The following is an 18,140-nucleotide window of genomic DNA, read 5'->3' as shown; positions in this document are numbered from 1 at the left end:
CTGGTACGGGGGCGTTCTCAAGTCTTGGTCAGCCGTCGATCTTTCATCACCCGCGCCTTCGCTCTCGGAGGCTTCGCCGCAGGCTACGCCGCCCTTCAGGGCCTTGGCCTCGCATCCACCGCCTTCGCCCAGGAAGCGCCTGACCTGCCGCGCGACTTCGGCAAGGGTCGCTCGGTGATCGTCCTGGGCGCCGGGATCGCCGGCCTGGTCGCCGCCTACGAGCTTGAGCGCGCCGGCTTTTCCGTCACCGTGGTCGAGGCCCGCGACCGGGTCGGCGGCCGCAACTGGACCATCCGCGGCGGCGACCGCGTCGGGACGCTGGACCGTCCCGGCCAGACAGCCGCCTTCTCGCCCGGTCTCTATTTCAACGCCGGTCCCGCCCGCCTGCCCAGCCACCATCAGGGCGTGCTGTCCTACGCCAAGGCGCTGGGCGTACCGCTGGAGGTCGAGGTCAATTCCAGCCGCAGCAGCCTCCTCCAGTCCGACACGACATTCGGCGGCAAGCCGATCCAGCAGCGCCAAGCGATCAACGACCTGCGCGGCGGGCTGTCGGAGCTGCTGGCCAAGGCCACGCGCGGCGGCGGCCTGGACCAGGAACTGAGCCCCGCCGACAAGGAACGGCTGCTGGCCTTCCTCAAGACCTACGGCGACCTCGACGCCGGCGGCGCCTACAGGGGCTCGGAACGGTCCGGCTATTTGACCGCGCCCGGCGCGGCCGACCAGAAGGGCGTCGCGCGACCGCCGCTGGCCCTGCGCGAGCTGCTGTCCGACGACACCCTGCCCTACGCCCTGTTCGAGGAGAACATCCTCATGCAGGCCACCATGCTGGAGCCGACCGGCGGCATGGACGCCATCCCCAAGGCCCTGGCCAAGGCGCTGAAGGGACCGGTGCTGCTCGGCGCCGAGGTCAGCGCCTTCCGCCAGACGCCGCAAGTCGCCGAGGTGGCGATCCGCGACCGCAAGAGCGGGGCCTCGCGTAAGCTGACCGCCGACTATCTGGTGGTGACCGTTCCCCTGCCGATTCTGGCCAAGGTCGCCAACGACCTGCCGGGCGAGGTCCAGGCCGCCATCGCCGGCGCCCGCTATGACAACGCCACCAAGGTGGCGTTCGACGCGCCACGCTTCTGGGAGGCCGAACAGATCTACGGCGGCCTGTCGTTCGTCGGCGGCGAGACGACGCTGGTCTGGTACCCGAGCGGCGGCTTCCACCAGCCGCGCGGCCTGCTTGTCGGCGCCTACACCGTCGGGGCGGCGGCGCGGACCTTCCAGGCGCGAAGCTTCGACGACCAGGTCGCCCTCACCCGCGCCGCGATCGACAAGCTGCACCCCGGCAAGGGCCGCGAACTTTCGGCCCCGCTGGTGATCGACTGGAACCGCCAGGCCTTCAACCTCGGCCCCTGGATCCACTGGGAGGGCGACGGCAACGACCCCGCCGCCTACCGCCTGCTGAACCAGCCCCAGGGCCGGATCTTCCTGTCCGGCGCCCATCTCTCGCAACTGCCCAGCTGGCAGGAGGGCGGCGTCGCCGCCGCCCGCCGCACGGTCGGCCTGATCGCCCAGCGCGTCCGCGCCGACCGCCTGACCCTTTCCCGAACGGAGACCCGTCCATGATCCGCAAACTCGCCTTCGCCCTTGTTCTGACCGCCGTCTTCGCGGCGGGCTCGGCAAGCGCGGCCGAGATCCGCCGCGCGCCGTCCTCGGGTGCGATCGCCATCACTCCGTCGGTGGCGGTCCCGGCCGGGACCGAACTCGTCTTCCTCAGCGGCGCGCTGCCGACCATCGCCGACAGGGCCAAACCCGGCACGACCGAGGAACAGACCCGCTCGGTGCTGGCCAAGCTGGAGGCCGCGCTGAAGGCCGAGGGTCTTGGTCATGGCGACGTGGTCAAGGCCACCGTCTTCCTGGTCGGCGATCCGGCCAAGGGCGGCGAGATCGACTTCGCGGGCCTGAACAAGGCCTGGGCCGAAGCCTTCGGCACGACCGCCCAGCCCAACAAGCCGGCGCGCAGCACGGTGAAGGTGGCGGGCCTCGTCCTGCCCGGCGCCCTGGTCGAGATCGAATTCGTCGCCGCCAAGACCCGCTGACGGGCCGCGCGACCACCAGACCCGCCGCGCGACGGGGCCGCTTCCCCGGCCGATCGCGCATCCCAACAATCTGAAGCTTTCATCGGGGGATAGGATGAAAACCCAAATTCTGGGCGCGTCGGCGCTCGCCTTGACGACGGCCCTGTGGGGCGGGGCCGCGCTCGCCGATCCGGCGCCGGAACCGGCCGCGCCGGATGTCGCCTCGGTCGAGGCGGTGATCGTCACCGGCACCCGCCAGAGCGGCGTCCGGGCCGTCGACAGCGCAGCGCCGGTGCAGGTGATCGGCGACGAGGCCCTGGCCCGCACCGGCCAGTCCGACCTGCGCCTGGCGATCAGCAACCTCGTGCCGTCGTTCACCGCCCAGGCCTTCGGCGGCGACGCGGCCAACCTCACCCTGTCGGCCCGCCTGCGCGGGGTCAGCGCCAACCAGACCCTGGTGCTGATCAACGGCAAGCGCCGCCACGGCACCGCCAACCTCGCCGTGTTGGCGGGAGCCTATCAGGGCTCTGCGGCGGCTGATCTCAACTTCATCCCGACCGCATCGATCGCCCGCATCGAGGTGCTGACCGACGGCGCGGCCGCCCAGTACGGCACCGACGCCATCGCCGGCGTCATCAACATCATCCTCAAGGACGACGACCACGGCGGCAGCGCCTCGGCGACCGGCGGCGCCTATTACGAAAGCGACGGCGAGACCTACAGCCTGTCGGCCAACGCCGGCTTCGCGCCGGCCCCCGGCGCCTATGTCAACGTCACGCTGGAAAACCGCTTCCACGACTTCAGCTTCCGCGGCGCGCCGGACGCACGGATCATCGCCCCCGCCGCCGTCGCCGCCAATCCGAGCTGGCCGACGGCCCTTCCCGGCTATCCGTACGTGAACCGCATCGCCGGCGACGCCCGCTACCAGATCACCGCCGGCACGGTCTCGGCCGGCTGGAAGGCCAGCGACCAGCTGGAGGTCTACGGCTTCGGCACCTACGGCGTGAAGAAGGCCACGGCCTACGAGAACTATCGCCTGCCCAACCGCCTGCCGGCGATCTACCCCAAGGGCTTCAGCCCGATGCTGGAGACGCTGGAGACCGACTACGCCCTGACCGGCGGGATCAAGGGCCAGGCCCTCGGCGGCTGGCGTTACGACCTCTCCAGCACCTACGGCCGCGACGACCACGAGGTGCGGGTGCGCAAGTCGGCCAACCTGCAACTCTATGCCGACACCGGCGCCACCCCGACCGAGTTTCACGCCGGCGACTTCGTCTCGACCCAGTGGACCAACAATCTCGACCTCAGCCGCGAATTCGAGGTCGGCTGGGCCTCGCCGCTCACGCTCGCCCTGGGCGCCGAGCAGCGCAACGAAAGCTACGAGATTCAGGCCGGTGACGCGGCCGCCCGCTACAAGTCCGGCTCGCAGTCCTATCCGGGCTTCGCGCTCACCGACGCCGGCAAGCACAAGCGCGACAGCTGGGCGGTCTATGCCGACCTCGCCGCCTCGCCGGTCGAGAACCTGAAGCTCGACTTCGCCGTCCGCCACGAGGACTTCAGCGACTTCGGCTCGGCCGACATCGCCAAGCTGACCGGCCGCTACGACTTCACGCCGGCCTTCGCGGTGCGCGGCACGGTCAGCAGCGGCTTCCGCGCGCCGACCCTGGCCGAGCTCTACTATTCGGCCACCAACGTCTCGCCGACCACCGCCTTCGTGCAACTGCCGCCGGGCTCGGCCGGCGCCAGGCTGCTGGGCCTGGACGGGCTGGACCCCGAGAAGTCGACCAATCTCAGCGTCGGGATCGTCGCTACGCCCCTGCCGCGCGTGTCGCTGACCATCGACGCCTACCAGATCAAGATCGAAGACCGCATCGTCGGCAGCGGCGCGCTCTACGGCAAGATCGGCGGCGCGGTGGTCAATGCGGCGATCACCAACGCCATCACCGCCAACGGCAACGTGCTGGACCCCACCGTGGGCACCACCGGCATCAACCTGTTCTCCAACGGCCTGGACACCCGCACGCGCGGCGTCGAAATCCTGGCCACGACCTGGACCGATCTTGGCGATCTCGGGAAGATCGACTGGACCCTGGGCGTCAACGTCAACCAGACCAAGGTCACCCGCATCGCCACACCGCCCTCGGGCCTGGGCAGCGCGGTGCTCTACGACCGGGCGGCGATCGCGTTCCTCGAGCACGCCTCGCCGCGCTACAAGGCCAACCTGACCGGGGTCTACGCCAAGGACCGCTGGACGGTGAGCCTGACCAACACGCTCTATGGCCCCGCCTGGGCCTATACCAACGTCAACGGGACCTACTTCAAGGACCGCATCAAGTCGCACCTGATCACCGACCTGGAACTGTCCTATGCGGTGACCGACGCGGTGAAGACCTCGATCGGGGCCAACAACCTGTTCGACATCTATCCGGAAAACCTGAACCCGGCGGGCACGGCCGCCTCGATCGCGGCCGGCAATCCGGGCGTGGCCCTCTATCCCAGCTTCTCGCCGTTCGGGATCAACGGCGGCTACTACTACGCCCGCGTGACATACAGCTTCTGACGGTGCGGGACCTCCGGAACGATCCGGAGGTCCCGTCCTGATCAGCGATAGCGATAGAACTTCACCCGCTGGATCTGGAACTGATCGGGCGACAGGCGGATGTGCCGTCCCTGGTGGGTCTGGTCTCCGTTGAGCAGGCGGCCGGGAACCCAGCGCTCCTGCGCGTCAAACACCCCCTCCTCGGCCTTGTCGATACCGGCCAGCGGCGGTCCCTTGCCGGCGCTGGCGAAGGTGACGACGATCCCGCGTCCGGCGATCAGGTACTCTTCGGGACCGGTCTGGATGATCAGCCCGCCATGGGTGGCCGGCTTCTGCGCAGCCTTCGGCGTCCAGAGATCGATGAACCCGACCTCGAAGCGATAGTCGCCCATCACCTGGCTGACCGGAGCGTCCTGCACGCTCCCGTCCTCCAGCACCCGCGGCTTGAAACCGGCCATCTTCCCCTTGCCCTGGGCGTCCAGCAGCACGGGCGTCAGCTGGCGCAGGACGTCGTAGGCGTCGGCGATCGCCTTGTGCTCCTCGGCGTTGACGCTCTCGATGGCGAAGGGCGAGAAGCCCAGGGCGTCCAGCTTGCCGAAGGCGTAGAAGGCGTTGGCCGGGGTCTCGGGCGCGTTGGCGTTGTTGGCCTCGGGCACGAACAGCGCGTTGTCGGGCCGCACGAACCGCGCGGCCAGGTCGTTGAAGTTCGGGAAGTAGATGTCGGGCGACAGCAGGTCGAGGCTGGGCGCGCCGGCTTTCCAGACATCGAGCAGGTGCGGCAGCGGTCCGCCGCTGGGATACTCGCCGGGCTTCTTGCCTGTGCGGTTCAGTGCGGCGTTGACGTACATCGGCAACGGATAGGCCGCCTTGCCGGCTGCGGTCACGGCCTCGGCATAGCGGGCGTAGGACCAGGCGGTGAACACCTCCTGCCCCGCCTCGTCGGCGCCGAACACGGCGGCCCAAGTTCCCTTGTCCTTGCTTCCGTTGCGCTTCCAGAGATCGCGCAGTTCCGGCTCGATGACCTCGCCGCCGGTCTTCAGCGCCTGGATCAGGGCCGGCGGAACCTGGCCGGCATAGGCCGCATCGGCGGCGGCGCCATGTTCGCGGGCCGACGGCAGCATGCCGATCTCGTTCTCGACCTGGACCATCAGTACGGTGCTGCGCTCGCCATCGACCTTCTTCAGGTGGGCCAACAGCGCGGCATAGGCCCTGGCGTCGGCGGCGCGGGTGTTGTCGGAGAAGGCCGACAGTATCTCGACCGTCGAGCCGTCCTGCGCCCTCACGCGCGGGAAGCGGATCTGGTCGCGCTTCACCCACGCCGGGGCGTAGGTCGACATGCTGTTCTTCCAGGCCCCGAACCACAGCAGGACCAGCTTCATGTCCTGGGCGCGGGCGTCGGCCAAGAGGTCGTCGACGCTGGAGAAGTCGTAGACGCCCTCCTTCGGTTCGATCAGCTCCCAGGAAACCGGCGCCAGCACGGTGTTGAGGTTCATCGCCTTCAGGCGCGGCCAGTGCCTGGCCATGTAGGCGCGGCTGGAGGCGCTGGAATTGCCCAGCTCACCACTCAGGATCAGCATCGGCTTGCCGTCGACGACCAGCCGGGCCGAGGTTCCGTGCTTTTCGAGACGCGGGATCTCCGCCACAGCCACGCTTGCGGTGAGCAGGGCGACCGCCGCGACGCTCGCACCGAGCCAGGCGCCGAAACCTCTCATCGAATAACCTCCCGAGCCCCGCGCCTGCGCGCTTGTTACCGCTAGCATTCGCGGAACCGGGGGCGATTTGTCAAACTGGAAGTCATACCAATTCGACAAATGGTCGGACCAATCAGGCCGGTGCGCGCCTGCCCGCGCGAGCGGCGGCGCCCAGAAGGCCGGCCTTTTCGAGATAGAGGTCGTGCGGCGGCATGCCCGCCACCCGCTCGTTGATCGCCGCCCGGATGCGCCCCATGCGCGAACGCAGCTCCTCGGACGAGATGGCGTCGGCGACGGCGTGATGGTCGTCGGGCACAAGCCCCTGCCCCACCAGGATGGCGAACCAGTTGGTCTCCTTGAACAGTTCCTTCTGGTCGATCAGCACCTCGCCGCGCGTGCGGAATACCTCCAGCCGCTGGGCCAAGCTGTCGGGCGGGACCATGTCGCGGCACCAGCGCCAGAACTCCGTGTCGTCGCGCTCGCCGACCTTGTAGTGGGCGATGATGAAGTCGCGGACCTTCTCGTATTCCAGCGCCATCTCGCGATTGAACTTGTCGACCACGAAGGGATCGAAGCCCGTTTTCGGAAACAGCGTCAGCAGCTTGGCGATCGCGGCCTGGATCAGGTGGATGCTGGTCGACTCCAGCGGCTCCAGGAAGCCGCTCGACAGGCCGATGGCCAGCACGTTGCCGATCCAGCTCTTGCGACGGCGACCGGCGGTGAACTTCAGGACCTTGGCCTCAGCGAGGGCCGCGCCGTCCAGCCGCTCGCCCAGCAGGCGCACGGCCTCCTCCTCGCCGATGAAGGCGTCGCAGAACACATAGCCGTTGCCGCTGCGATGCTGCAGCGGGATCCGCCATTGCCAGCCGGCCTCGCGCGCCGTGGCCCGCGTATAGGGGGTCAGCTGGCCGGCCCGTTCGCAGGGCATGGCGGCGGCGCGGTTGCAGGGCAGCCAGCGGCTCCAGTCGTCATAGCCGGCGCCCATCGTCTCCTCGATGAGCAGGCCGCGAAAGCCCGAGCAGTCGACAAAGAAGTCGCCGTCGATCGTCCGGCCGTCGTCCAGCACCAGCCGCGAGACATGGCCGCTTTCGCCGTCCCGCTCGACGCCGGCGATCTTGCCCTCGACGCGAACCACGCCCCTGGCCTCGGCATAGCGGCGCAGGAAGGCCGCGTAGAGCGCAGCGTCGAACTGGAAGGCGTAGTTGATCTTGGGCAGGTTCGGGGCCGGCGGCGTGCGCATGAACCGCCCGGTCGCTGCAGCCAGGGTCTCGGCGTTGAAGCCGTCGTGGTTGCGGTCGCCGCTCTCGCGCGCCCAACGCAGCCAGAAGTGCTGGAAGCCGACGCCGTCCATGTCCGCGCCGTAGAGGCCGAAGGGATGGAAGTAGCTGTGCCCAAGCCGCCGCCAGTCGACGAACTCGATGCCCAGCTTGAAGGTGGCGTTGGTCTCGCGGATGAAGACGTCTTCGTCCAGCCCCAGCACCTTGTTGAACAGCAGGATCATCGGGATGGTGGCCTCGCCCACCCCCACGGTTCCGATCTGCTCGGACTCGACCAGCGTGATCGAATAGCGCTGCGTCCCGACCGTCTGGGCCAGGGCCGCGGCGGTCATCCAGCCGGCCGTGCCGCCCCCGACGACAACGATGTTGCGGATCGCCTCGCTCACGTGAAGCGTAGGGGCGCGGGAGCCTGCACGGCGGGCCGCTGGGCCATCGCCGCCAGCCTGGCCTCCAGCGGACGCATCCGCCCGACATCGGCGGCGATGCCGCCCAGGATCTTTTGGAAGATCTGGATCTGCTCGCCCTCGCTGACGCCCTCGGCCAGCGGGTCATGGGCCTGCGGAATGACCCCATGGCCGATCAGGCAGGCCGCCCAGTTGGCGGGCTGGAAGGCCTCGTCCTCGCGGGTCGGCACGACGCCCCGCGCGCCGAACAGTTGCAGCTTGTAGGCCAGGTCGGCCGGCGGCTCGGCGCCTCGGGCGGCTTCCCACGGCGCGCCGCTGCGGCGGTTCAGGTGATAGTGCATGGCCTGGAAGTCCCGCAGGCTCCGGCCATGCGCCGCCGTCGCCGCGCCGTAGGCCCGCGCCTCCGGTCCGCCGTCGATGTCGGCCGGGAACAGCGTCACCAGGTGCGACAGCCCCGCCTGCAAGGCGTGCATCGGCGCGGCGTCGGAGGGGTCCAGCGTGATCGCGGCGGCGCCCAGCGCCACGCAGTTGCCGATCCAGGGCCTCGTCTGCATGCCCGGCTTCAGAACAAGCGCCCCGCCCTGCCGCCAGCCCAGGGGCGAGACGCCCTCCGCCCGGCGGACCATGCCTTGCGCGTCGGCGACCTTGGAGTCGTAGACCGCCAGACCCGCCGTACGGTCCTGCAACGGATAGAGCCCCACCCAGCCGCCGTCGACGGCCTCGATGTGGGCGTAGGCCGGCAAGGTGTTCAGGCGTTGGCCGGACAGCGGCAGCACCCGGTCGAACGGCAGCCAGGCGTTCCAGGGCTCGAAACCCGCACCCGGCATCTGGCCGATCAGCGCGCCGTCGCCGACATCGACGAACAGGTCGCCGACCGCCACCGCTCCGCCCTCGACGACCACGGCCTCGATCCGTTCGCCCGAACGCTGAACATCAGCCACCGCGCCCTGCTCGACGCTGACGCCGTCCGCCAAGGCCCGCTGCCGCAGCAGTGCGGCGTAGGCGACCGCGTCGACATGCAGGCCAACGCCCGGCGAGGACAGCCGGCCCGGATCATCGCCCTCGACGATCCGCCCCTGTTTGGCGGCCGCCGCGCCCAGCGAGAAATCCTCCAGCGCGGTCTTCAGCCCGCGCCGACGCGCCAGCACCCAGTGGTGGACGAAATCGACATAGTCCACCGAATGCCCATGGGTGTCGTAGGGGTGCAGGAAGGCCGAGCCATCGCCCGCAAAGCCGGCGAACCGCTGGCCCAGGGATGGAACGGCGCCGCAACGCCGCGCCAGCTCGACATCCGACAGGCCCAGCAGCTGATGCAGATTGCCGACGGCCGGCAGACCCGAATGAGAAAGACCTGGCGTTGGCGGCCCGGTCTCGATGGCTCGCACCGCAAGGCCCCCGGCCCCGAAGGCCTTCCGCAGGGCCAGGGCCGTCAGCCACAGCGGCGCGCCGGCGCCCACCACCACGACGGTTCGCACCGGCCGGCTCATGCCACGGCCTCCGCGATCGGACGAGGAATTGCGCAATGGCTGGCGACGAAGTCGGCGTGCATTGGCATGGCCGGAACCCGCCTGGCGATCGCCGAGCGCTGGCGCTCCATCTCGGCCAGGGCCTGCGGCAACGGCACATTGTCGACCATCCGGTCATAGCCGCCCGGCAGGACGCCCTGCCCAAGCAGCACGGAGATCCAGCTCGGCAGGGCGAACAGGCCGTCATGGTAGTTGGGCGCCACGCCGCGATGCCGGAACAGCTCCAGCTTGTGCTTGAGGCTCTCGGGAATTTCCATTTCCCGGCAATGCTTCCAGAGCTCGCCGTCGGTGCGGGTATTGGCGTGGTAGTGCAGGATCAGGAAGTCGCGCACGCGGTCGTATTCCATGTCGACCCGACGGTTGAACTCTTCGACCAGGGCCGGCTCGACACGCTTGCCCGGAAACAGCTTGAGCAGGTTCATGACCGCGATCTGGACCAGGTAGATGCTGGTCGACTCCAGCGGCTCCAGGAAGCCGCTGGCCAGGCCCGCGGCCATGACGTTGCGCGTCCAGGAGGCGGTCCGCCGACCGGCCTTGAAGCGGATCTGGCGCGGCTCGGCCAGGGCTTCGCCGTCGAGATTGGCCATCAGGGTGGCGGCCGCCTCGTCATCGCTGATGTAGCGGCTGGAATAGACGTAACCGTTGCCGGTGCGGTGTTGCAGCGGGATGCGCCACTGCCAGCCGGCCTCGCGGGCGGTCGAGCGGGTGAAGGGCGTGAAGCGGCCGGCGCGGGCGCACGGCACCGCCCAGGCCCGGTCGCAGGGCAGCCAGTCGGTCCACTCCTCGAACGGGCTGTTGAGGGCCTGGCCGATCAGCAGGCCGCGAAAGCCCGTGCAGTCGACGAAGAAATCGCCCCTGACCACCTCGCCGGACGCCAGGGTGATCGAGGCCACGTCGCCCGACAGCGGATCGCGCGCAACGTCGACGACCTTGCCCTCGGTGCGCTTGAGGCCCCGCCCCTCGGCCACCTTGCGCAGGTACTTGGCATAGAGGCTGGCGTCGAAATGGTAGGCGTAGCTGTAGGTGGAATCGATCTTGTCGGGATCGGGATTGGGGAACTCGAAGCGGTCGTCCCGCGCCGCGGCGATGGCGTAGGAGAACTGCTCGATGTCGAGGTCGTGGCCCGCCAGGCGCGCCCGGTTCCACTGGTGGTGGAAGCCCGCGCCGCCGATGGCCGCACCGTGCACCCCGAACGGGTGGTGGTAAGACGAGCCCTTGAAGCCCCAGTCGAGGAATTCGATGCCGAGTTTGAACGTGCCGTTCGTCTCGCGCATCATCTCGACCTCGTCGATGCCGACGAAGCGGTTGTAGTCGCGCATGGCCGGTATCGTGGCCTCGCCGACGCCGACGGTGGCGATCTCGTCGGACTCCACCAGCCGCACCCGCGCCTGATGCGGGCGCAGGCCGCTGACCAGCGCGGTTCCCACCATCCAGCCGGCCGTTCCCCCGCCGACGATGACGATATCCAGGGGCGCGCTTGTTTCCATGCCGCCGTTCCCACCCATTTTCGGGCGCCGGTCGAGCGGGCCCGTATTCTTGTGACGAAGGGACGGACCGATGGCCCGCCCCTCCTCAGATCGATCAGTACTTGAACCGGAACGTCAACAGGTAACGCTTGTCGGTGCGGTTCCAGGCGTTGTCCTTCAGGAGGCCGCCGGCCGACGCGTCGTTGACCTGCTGCTTGAGCACGGACTCGGTGTTCAGCAGGTTGCTGCCTTGCAGGCTGATCTCGAGGTTGTCGCTGGCCCGATAGCGGACCGATGCGTCGAGATAGCCGGCGTCGTCCTGCCAGATCGGGAAGGCCAGGCAGCAGTCCATGGCGGTCAGCAGGTACTTCGAACGCCAGTTGTAGGCCGCCCGAACCGCCCAGCGGCCTTTCTCGTACATGCCCACGAGGTTGTAGGCGTACTTCGAGAGACCTTCGAGCGAGTCGACCTGCACCGCCCCGTCGGCCTGGCTGAGGCCGCCGCCGCTGGTGTTGGAGCCGCCGCCGCCCGAGGCGTTGCTCAGGTTGGAGTTCGTGATCCCCTTGTTCTCGACATAGGTGAAGTTGGCCTGGATCCCGAAGCCGTCGAACGGCGCGGGCAGGAAGTCGAAGTAGCGCTGATAGGCCGCTTCCGCGCCGCGGATCTTGGCGCCGTCGCCGTTCACCGGTCCGCGGGTGAACACCGTGCGGGTGACGCCGTTGACCGTGACATCTTGGTTGAAGCCGCCGTACTGAATGTAGTCGTTGAACTTCTTGTAGAAGACCGCCAGCGAGAACGAGCCGACCTCGGCGAAGTAGTGCTCGAGGCTGATGTCGATCTGGTCGGCCGTCATCGGCTTCAGGTACGGATTGTAGGACTCCGCCGTGTAGCGGAGGTTGGCCCCGGTGATGTTGCCCGCGCTGTCCTTGACCCACAGCGGGTCATTGACGTTGTTCATGTCGGGCCCGGCCATGTTCACCTGAACATAGTTCTTCAGGTAGCCGATGTCGGGACGCGACATGGCGCGCGACGCGGCCAGGCGCAGTTGCCACTCGTCATTGAGGTCGATCTTCAGGTTGAAGCTCGGCAGTACGTTGTGGTGCTTCTGGCGAACCGTGCTGGCCGAGGCCAGGCCGTCGGTGAACGCCTTGTCGTCGGCCGACAGGTAGCACCACAGGCTCTGGGGCACGTAGGCGCCGCTGATCGGCAGGCCGTCGGGTCCCATCGGGCGGCCGCGCGGCTGGCAGACCCGCACGTCGTTCTTGCCGAAGTCGGCATGGACCAGCGAGCCGCTGCTTTCGTTCTGCGTCTCGACATAGCGCAGGCCGATGTTGCCGCTGATCCCGAAGCCGCCGATCGTGTGATCGCGTCCGCCGAACTTCAGCATGAAGTAGGCGGCGTTGGTCTTCTCCGAGACGTCGGTGATTTCCTGCGGCAGGAAGCAGTTGGTCTCGCCGGCGCGATAGCAGACCGCCTCCCAGCGCGAGGAGCCGACGCCGGTGTTGGAGTAGCCGAAGGCCTTCTGGAACTTCTCCAGGTCCTTGACGAAGTCCATGCTGGCGAAGGTCAGCATGCCGGTCTTCAGCACGTCGCCGCCGAAGATGTCGTTGAACGAGCGCACGTCCGGCAGGTTGCGGTCCCAGCCGCTGAAGGTGGTGGTGGGATTGCCGGCGGCGCAGTCGCCGTTGACGTTGGCGGCCGGCGCGGTGCGGTCGACATTGTACCAGAGATAGTCGGTGCTGTTGACGCCGCCGCCGCCCTGGTCGCAGCCCCAGGCGTTGGCGATGCCGCCCCAGTTATAGACGCTCCAGCGCACCGTCTGCTCGCGGTCGGCATGGCGCGCGCCCACCTTCAGCGAGTCCAGCCAGCCATCGCCCAGGTCGTACTGCACGTCGATCCGCGCGGCGAACTGGTCGCCCTCGCTGCGTTCCAGGTGGTTGTTGACGTTGTTGAAGCGCCAGGCGTTCGGGTTGGCGAGCCCCCCCGGGGCATAGTTGATGTTGGTGCCCGGAAGCACCGTCATGACCGGATGGTCGCCCGTCGCATCGATGTTGAGGTTGGCGTAGGAAACCAGACCGACGTCGGCGTCGTAGTTCGACAGCTTGGCCTTCACCTTCTGGACGTCGAAGTTGAAGCGCAGGCGGTCGGTCGGATCCCACTTCAGATTGAAGCCCAGGTCCTGGGTGGTCTGCTTGTTGTAGTTGTAGCGCGTGGTGGCCGACAGCTCGCCGCCGCGCTGCTCGGGCGCGCAGTCGGTCCGGCCGGTCCAGCCGTAGCAGGGCTCGATGACCGGCTCGCCCGTCGAGGTCTGGCCGATCAGGTAGCCGGCCCAGTCATTGCTGGCCGAGGTGGTGTTGCCGACCCAGCCGAGCGGCGAGGTCATGATCCCGCTCTCGAAGTTTCCTTCGTCGTCGAACTTGAAGGTCGTGCCCGGCGCCGGCAGCACATAGGTGTTGGCGTCGGCGTTGGTGATCTCGAAGTGCGGACCGCGGTTGTAGAGGCTGAAGGCGCTGCCCTGCACCGAGCGCTCGTGCCAGATGTTCTCGTAGCTCGACTTGTTGAACTGCACCGTGGCCAGGAACTTCTGGTCGTTGTCGCGCCATTGGCCGGCGGCGGCGACGCCGTTGCGGGTGCGGTCGAACTCGGTGTGGGCCAGGCGGTACCAGGCCGGGATGTACTTGGTGCCGCCGCCGAACATGGTGACATCCTTGAAGATGCCCATGCGGCCGAACTGCGAGCTTTCCGAGATGGTGTTCAGCTCCGAATGGGCGCCGTTCACCATCAGGCCGAACTCGCCGATCTCGGTCGCCCAGCGGTTGGCGTAGATCGCGGAGACCTCGGGCGTCACCTGTTCGGACAGGGTGCCGTAGTTCAGCGAGGTGGTGATGCCGATCACCCTGCCAGCGCTGTCGAACGGCAGGCGAGTCTTCAGGTCGACCGTGCCGGCGATGCCGCCCTCGATCAGTTCGGCGGTCTGGTTCTTGTAGGTGTCGACCCCGCCCATCAGTTCGGGCGAGACATCGCCCCACGACAGGCCGCGCGAGGAGTTGGCGCTGAAGGTGTCGCGGCCGTTGAACTCAGAGCGCACCTGCGACAGGCCGCGGACGATGACGCCCGAAGGTTCGGCCGAGAAGTGGGTGGTGTCGCTGGTCGAGGCGTAGCGGTTGACGGTGACGCCCGGCACGCGTTGCAGGGCCTCGGCCACCGACTTGTCGGGGAACGAGCCGATGTCGCTGGCGGTGATAGAGTCGACGATGGTGTCGGCGCCGCGCTTGATCTGCTGGGCCGACTTCAGCGCCGCGCGCTGGCCGGTGACGATCACCGTCTCCACCTGGTTGTCGGCGATCACGTCCGACGGCGAAGCCTGCGAGGCGGCCGGAGCGGTCGACACCGTCTCCTGCGCCAGGGCCGGCGCCGCGCTCAGCAGGGCGGCGACTGAAGCGCAGCCCATCCATCCGGCCATGCGGATTCGCGTGGTTCTCATAGGTCGTCCCCTCCCAAGGCCGCGCTCGCTCACGCGGGCCCCTTCAAGTGTCCGGAGCTTTCGCCCGGAGATGAGCGGTCGTGCCGCCGATTGTACGGGAAGCCTTGGCCAGGCGTCCTGGCGTCGCGCTTCCTCCCGTCGCACCCGTCTCGACGCGGGCGCTTGATGTTTCATAACCGTAGCAAACGTCGGTACGCCAGCATTTTATAAAAATATTTTGTTTAATCTTTGAGCCTTGCCAACCCCTGTTGCCTGGCGGACACAATCACCCTCCAGTACGCCCCGTTCGAAGGGTGACGACCTTCGAGGGGAGGCAAGCCGGTGAAGGCAATCTTCGAATCCACGGCGACCTCGCCAGAGGCGCTGAGCGCCCTGACGACCGCCGCCGAACCCGTGGTGATCCGGGGCCTGGTATCCCACTGGCCGGTGGTTGCGGCAGGCCGCGCCGGCCATGCTTCGCTGTTCGACTATCTGTCGCGTTTCGACGCCGGCCAATCGGTGGCCACCGTCTTCGCGCCGGCGCAGGCCGGGGGGCGGTTCTTCTACGCCGACGACCTGGCGAACATGAACTTCCGTGGCGGACGGGCCCGGCTGCGGAAGACCTTCGATTTCCTGACCGAGCACGCCGGCGACGCCGAGCAGACGGCGCTGGCCGCCCAGTCCGTGCCGACCTGGCACGCCCTGCCCGGCTTCGCCGAGGAAAACCCCCTGCCCCTGCTCGGCCCCGAGGTCGAGCCGCGCGCCTGGATCGGCAATCGCGTCATCGTCGCCGCCCACCACGACCCGTTCGAGAACATCGCCTGCGTGGTCGCCGGCCGCCGCCGCTTCACCCTGTTCCCGCCCGACCAGGTCGAGAACCTCTACATGGGCCCGTTCGAGCGCACGCCGGCCGGGGCGACCATCAGCCTGGTCTCGCTGGAGGATCCCGACCTGGAGACCTTCCCCCGTTTCGCCCAGGCCCTGGAGGTCGCCCAGACCGCGGAGCTGGAACCGGGCGATGCGATCTACGTCCCGTACCTGTGGTGGCACCACGTCCGCTCGCTGGAGACGGTCAACATGCTGGTGAACTATTGGTGGAACCCGCCCAACCAGGGACGCGGCCTGGCCCGCGACGCCTTCATGCACGCCATGCTGACCCTGCGCGCCCTGCCCCCGGCCCACCGCCAGGCCTGGAAGGCGATGTTCGACCACTACGTCTTCCGCACCGACGGCGACGCCAACGAGCATCTGCCTGCGCAGGCGCGCGGCATCCTGGGCGATCTGGACGAAGGCGCGGCCAGGGAACTGCTGACCATCCTGTCGCGCGTGCTGGCCGAGTCCGCGGCCGCCAAGCGCAGCTAGCGGCAGCCGGTGAAGACGCGCGAGCGCCGGCTGGTCTCGCGCACCCCGCCCGCCCCATGGAAGAAGCGCCTGCCCCACGGCGTCAGCCGCCGGCCGTCGAAGCGCTCGACGAGATCGAGGTCGGCGACCTCGGGCGCGTTGCCCGACCACGACCAGCCCAGATAGCCCACGCCCATTGCGCCGGAGAGCCGGAATATCGCCTCCTCGTCGACCGGCTGGCCGCGATGGTCGGGTCCGAACTCGCCGACGATCAGCGGCAGGCGCGCGACCTGGAAGGCGCGCAGGTAGCGCTCGACCGCCTGCGCCTGGCCATAGGCCTCGTACATGTGGACGTCGAAGACGAGGTTATGCTGCGGATCGGCGGCCAGCAGCTCTGCGGCCCGATCCCGCATGGTTCCGGAGCTGTCCTGGCCGTAGTCATGGGCGTCGATCACCAGGGTGTGGCGCAGCCCAAGGGCGCGCAGGGCGACGATGGCGGTACGATGGGCCTCGAGCCACTGCTCCGGCGTGGTCGTCCCGGCCGTGGGCTCGTTGCCGATGTTGACGAGGACGTAGTCCTCCTGGCCGCGCAGGACCGGAGCGAGCCGCGTCCAGTAAGCCAGCGCCGCGCCGATGTGCGCCGCCTTCGGCTCCAGGCCGTAGCCGGTGGTGTCGTGCACTTCCAGGATCACCACCTGCCCGGCGCGACGGGCCTGGGCGATGATCTTGCGGACGGCGCGCGGCGAGGTGCGCCGCCAGCGCGTCCCATCGCTCAGCACGATGCGGGCGGTGTTGGATCCCAGCCCCGCCGAGTCGCGGATAGCCCTGCCCGTCGCGCGCGGCTTCCAGGCGTGAGGCAGGTTGACCCCGCGCATGACGAAACCATCGCCGCAGGCGTCGATCAGGCGGCCGTCCTGCACCGAGAAACCGGCGAAGGCGGGCGTGGCGAGCAATACGGACGCCAGCGCAAGGCTCCCGGCCCATGTCCGCACCGCGTGCATCCCCATTACCGCCTCCCAACGCAGGGACCGGACCGTGACGATGGCGTTCGCCGCGCGCAAGGCATAAAAGAAAGCAATTTTCTTTATTTCGCGCAGCGCCGCGTCGGTCGCCGACCTATCGCGCGCCACGCCGCAGGTGCTAAGCCAGGGCGCAGATGAGCCAGCCTCCCAAAAGCCCCGCCCGCAAGACCTCGCAATCCGGTCCCAGCCTATCCGGTACGAATCTGGAGCGGGCCGGCGACTACAACCAGCGGGTCACGCTGCAGTCGATCCGCATCGGCGGCGCCAAGACCAAGCCCGAGATCGCGGCCCTGACCGGCCTGACCGTGCCGGCCATCACCAACATCACCAAGCGCCTGCTGGACGACGGCCTGATCGTCGAGGCCGGCAAGCTGCACGGCGGTCGCGGCCAGCCGGCCATGACCCTGGCGGTCAATCCCGACGGCTGCTTCTCGATCGGCCTCAACATCGACCGCGACCACGTCACCATCCTGCTGCTGGACTTCGCCGGCCAGGTGCGGGCGCGTTCGACCTGGGAAGTGGCCTTCGCCGGCCCCGACGCGGTGGCCGAGTTCTTCGAGACCAACTGGAAGGCCTTCCTCAAGACCAAGGGCGTCGAGGCCGAGCGGATCATCGGCGTGGGCGTGGCCATGCCCGACGACATGGCCCGGGTCGACCTGCCCCATCGCCCGGCCGAGTACGGCGCCTGGAACACCACCGACGTGCGCGAACTGCTGTCGCGCCGCCACGACCTGCCGGTGACCGTCGAAAACGACGCCGCCGCAGCGGCGCTGGGCGAACTGCACTTCGGCCACGGCATGAATGCGCCCAGCTTCTTCTACGTGCTGGTCACTTCGGGCCTGGGCGGCGGCCTGGTGGTCGAGGGCGAGTATTTCCGAGGGGCCCAGGGCCGCAGCGGCGAGCTGGGCTTCCTGCCGGTGACCTCGCCGCGCATCGACGTGGCCACCCTGCAGGAGGCCGTCTCGCTGTCGGCCCTCGCGCAGTTCCTCGAGAACAACGGCTTCTCCATCGCCGCGCCCGGCGACCTGGAGACCTTGCCCCAAAAGGGCCTGGACGCCGTCGAGGCCTGGGTCGACCTGGCCGCCGACCTGCTGGCCGGGCCGATGGTGGCGGTCAGCTGCCTGATCAATCCGCAGGCGGTCTATATCGGCGGCCGCCTGCCCGAGAGCCTGGTCGACCGTCTGGCCGCCGCCCTCGAAACCAAGCTGGCCGGCGTTTCGGGCGTGCCCGCCCTGGCCCCGGTGCAGCGCGCGGCCCTGGCCGCCGACGCGCCCGCCATGGGCGCGGCCATCCTGCCGATCATCGAACGCCTGCTGCCCTCGCGGGCGGCCCTGCAGAAGACCTGAAG

The 18,140-nt window shown here is 68.7% G+C and carries 11 protein-coding genes; 5 read left to right on the top strand and 6 right to left on the bottom strand.

The genetic code is table 11. The annotated features are described in order from the left end of the window. Nucleotides 1-24: 24 nt before the first annotated feature. The 3 genes from SGCZBJ_RS08020 (at nt 25) to SGCZBJ_RS08010 (ending at nt 4,623) form a co-directional block, all read left to right on the top strand. Complete coding sequence (locus tag SGCZBJ_RS08020; protein WP_276308939.1) at nt 25-1,611, top strand: flavin monoamine oxidase family protein; 1,587 nt, start codon at nt 25-27, stop codon at nt 1,609-1,611. Beyond that, nucleotides 1,608-2,084: a Rid family hydrolase gene (locus tag SGCZBJ_RS08015; RefSeq protein WP_101717497.1), complete on the top strand. Its 477-nt coding sequence runs from the start codon at nt 1,608-1,610 to the stop codon at nt 2,082-2,084. Before SGCZBJ_RS08020 ends, SGCZBJ_RS08015 begins: the two co-directional genes overlap by 4 nt. Before the next feature lie 94 nt (nt 2,085-2,178). Beyond that, nucleotides 2,179-4,623 (top strand): TonB-dependent receptor plug domain-containing protein, encoded by a 2,445-nt coding sequence (locus SGCZBJ_RS08010; protein WP_101717496.1) that lies wholly within the window; start codon nt 2,179-2,181, stop codon nt 4,621-4,623. Nucleotides 4,624-4,664: 41 nt separating this feature from the next. Here SGCZBJ_RS08010 and SGCZBJ_RS08005 read toward each other — a convergent pair whose 3' ends face one another. The 5 genes from SGCZBJ_RS08005 to SGCZBJ_RS07985 all read right to left on the bottom strand — a co-directional run bounded on the left by SGCZBJ_RS08005 (nt 4,665) and on the right by SGCZBJ_RS07985 (nt 14,450). Beyond that, nucleotides 4,665-6,314, bottom strand: coding sequence for a GH35 family beta-galactosidase (locus SGCZBJ_RS08005; RefSeq protein WP_101717495.1), 1,650 nt, complete (start codon nt 6,312-6,314; stop codon nt 4,665-4,667). Between the two features lie 112 nt (nt 6,315-6,426). Then, a complete protein-coding gene (locus SGCZBJ_RS08000) occupies nt 6,427-7,956 on the bottom strand; it encodes a tryptophan halogenase family protein (RefSeq protein WP_101717494.1) in 1,530 nt (509 codons plus the stop codon). Then, a complete protein-coding gene (locus SGCZBJ_RS07995) occupies nt 7,953-9,461 on the bottom strand; it encodes a tryptophan 7-halogenase (protein WP_101717493.1) in 1,509 nt (502 codons plus the stop codon). Before SGCZBJ_RS07995 ends, SGCZBJ_RS08000 begins: the two co-directional genes overlap by 4 nt. After that, nucleotides 9,458-10,987, bottom strand: a complete 1,530-nt coding sequence (locus tag SGCZBJ_RS07990; RefSeq protein ID WP_101717492.1) for a tryptophan halogenase family protein — start codon at nt 10,985-10,987, stop codon at nt 9,458-9,460. Before SGCZBJ_RS07990 ends, SGCZBJ_RS07995 begins: the two co-directional genes overlap by 4 nt. Before the next feature lie 94 nt (nt 10,988-11,081). Then, nucleotides 11,082-14,450, bottom strand: coding sequence for a TonB-dependent receptor (locus SGCZBJ_RS07985; protein WP_165799272.1), 3,369 nt, complete (start codon nt 14,448-14,450; stop codon nt 11,082-11,084). 321 nt (nt 14,451-14,771) lie between these two features. On the opposite strand from SGCZBJ_RS07985, the gene SGCZBJ_RS07980 reads away from it, so the two are divergent. Then, nucleotides 14,772-15,791, top strand: coding sequence for a cupin-like domain-containing protein (locus tag SGCZBJ_RS07980; protein WP_101717490.1), 1,020 nt, complete (start codon nt 14,772-14,774; stop codon nt 15,789-15,791). On the opposite strand, the gene SGCZBJ_RS07975 is transcribed toward SGCZBJ_RS07980, so the two are convergent. Further along, a complete protein-coding gene (locus SGCZBJ_RS07975) occupies nt 15,788-16,723 on the bottom strand; it encodes a cellulase family glycosylhydrolase (RefSeq protein WP_205685344.1) in 936 nt (311 codons plus the stop codon). The genes SGCZBJ_RS07980 and SGCZBJ_RS07975 overlap by 4 nt on opposite strands. A gap of 203 nt (nt 16,724-16,926) precedes the next feature. Between SGCZBJ_RS07975 and SGCZBJ_RS07970 the strand changes: the two genes are divergently transcribed. Then, nucleotides 16,927-18,138, top strand: a complete 1,212-nt coding sequence (locus SGCZBJ_RS07970; protein ID WP_101717489.1) for an ROK family transcriptional regulator — start codon at nt 16,927-16,929, stop codon at nt 18,136-18,138. The last annotated feature ends 2 nt before the right edge of the window (nt 18,139-18,140 follow it).

The sequence above is a fragment of the Caulobacter zeae genome, from assembly GCF_002858925.1.
GTDB lineage: Bacteria > Pseudomonadota > Alphaproteobacteria > Caulobacterales > Caulobacteraceae > Caulobacter > Caulobacter zeae.
The sequence above is the reverse complement of the archived record's forward strand: the minus strand, read 5'-3'. Positions and strand labels throughout refer to the sequence as shown.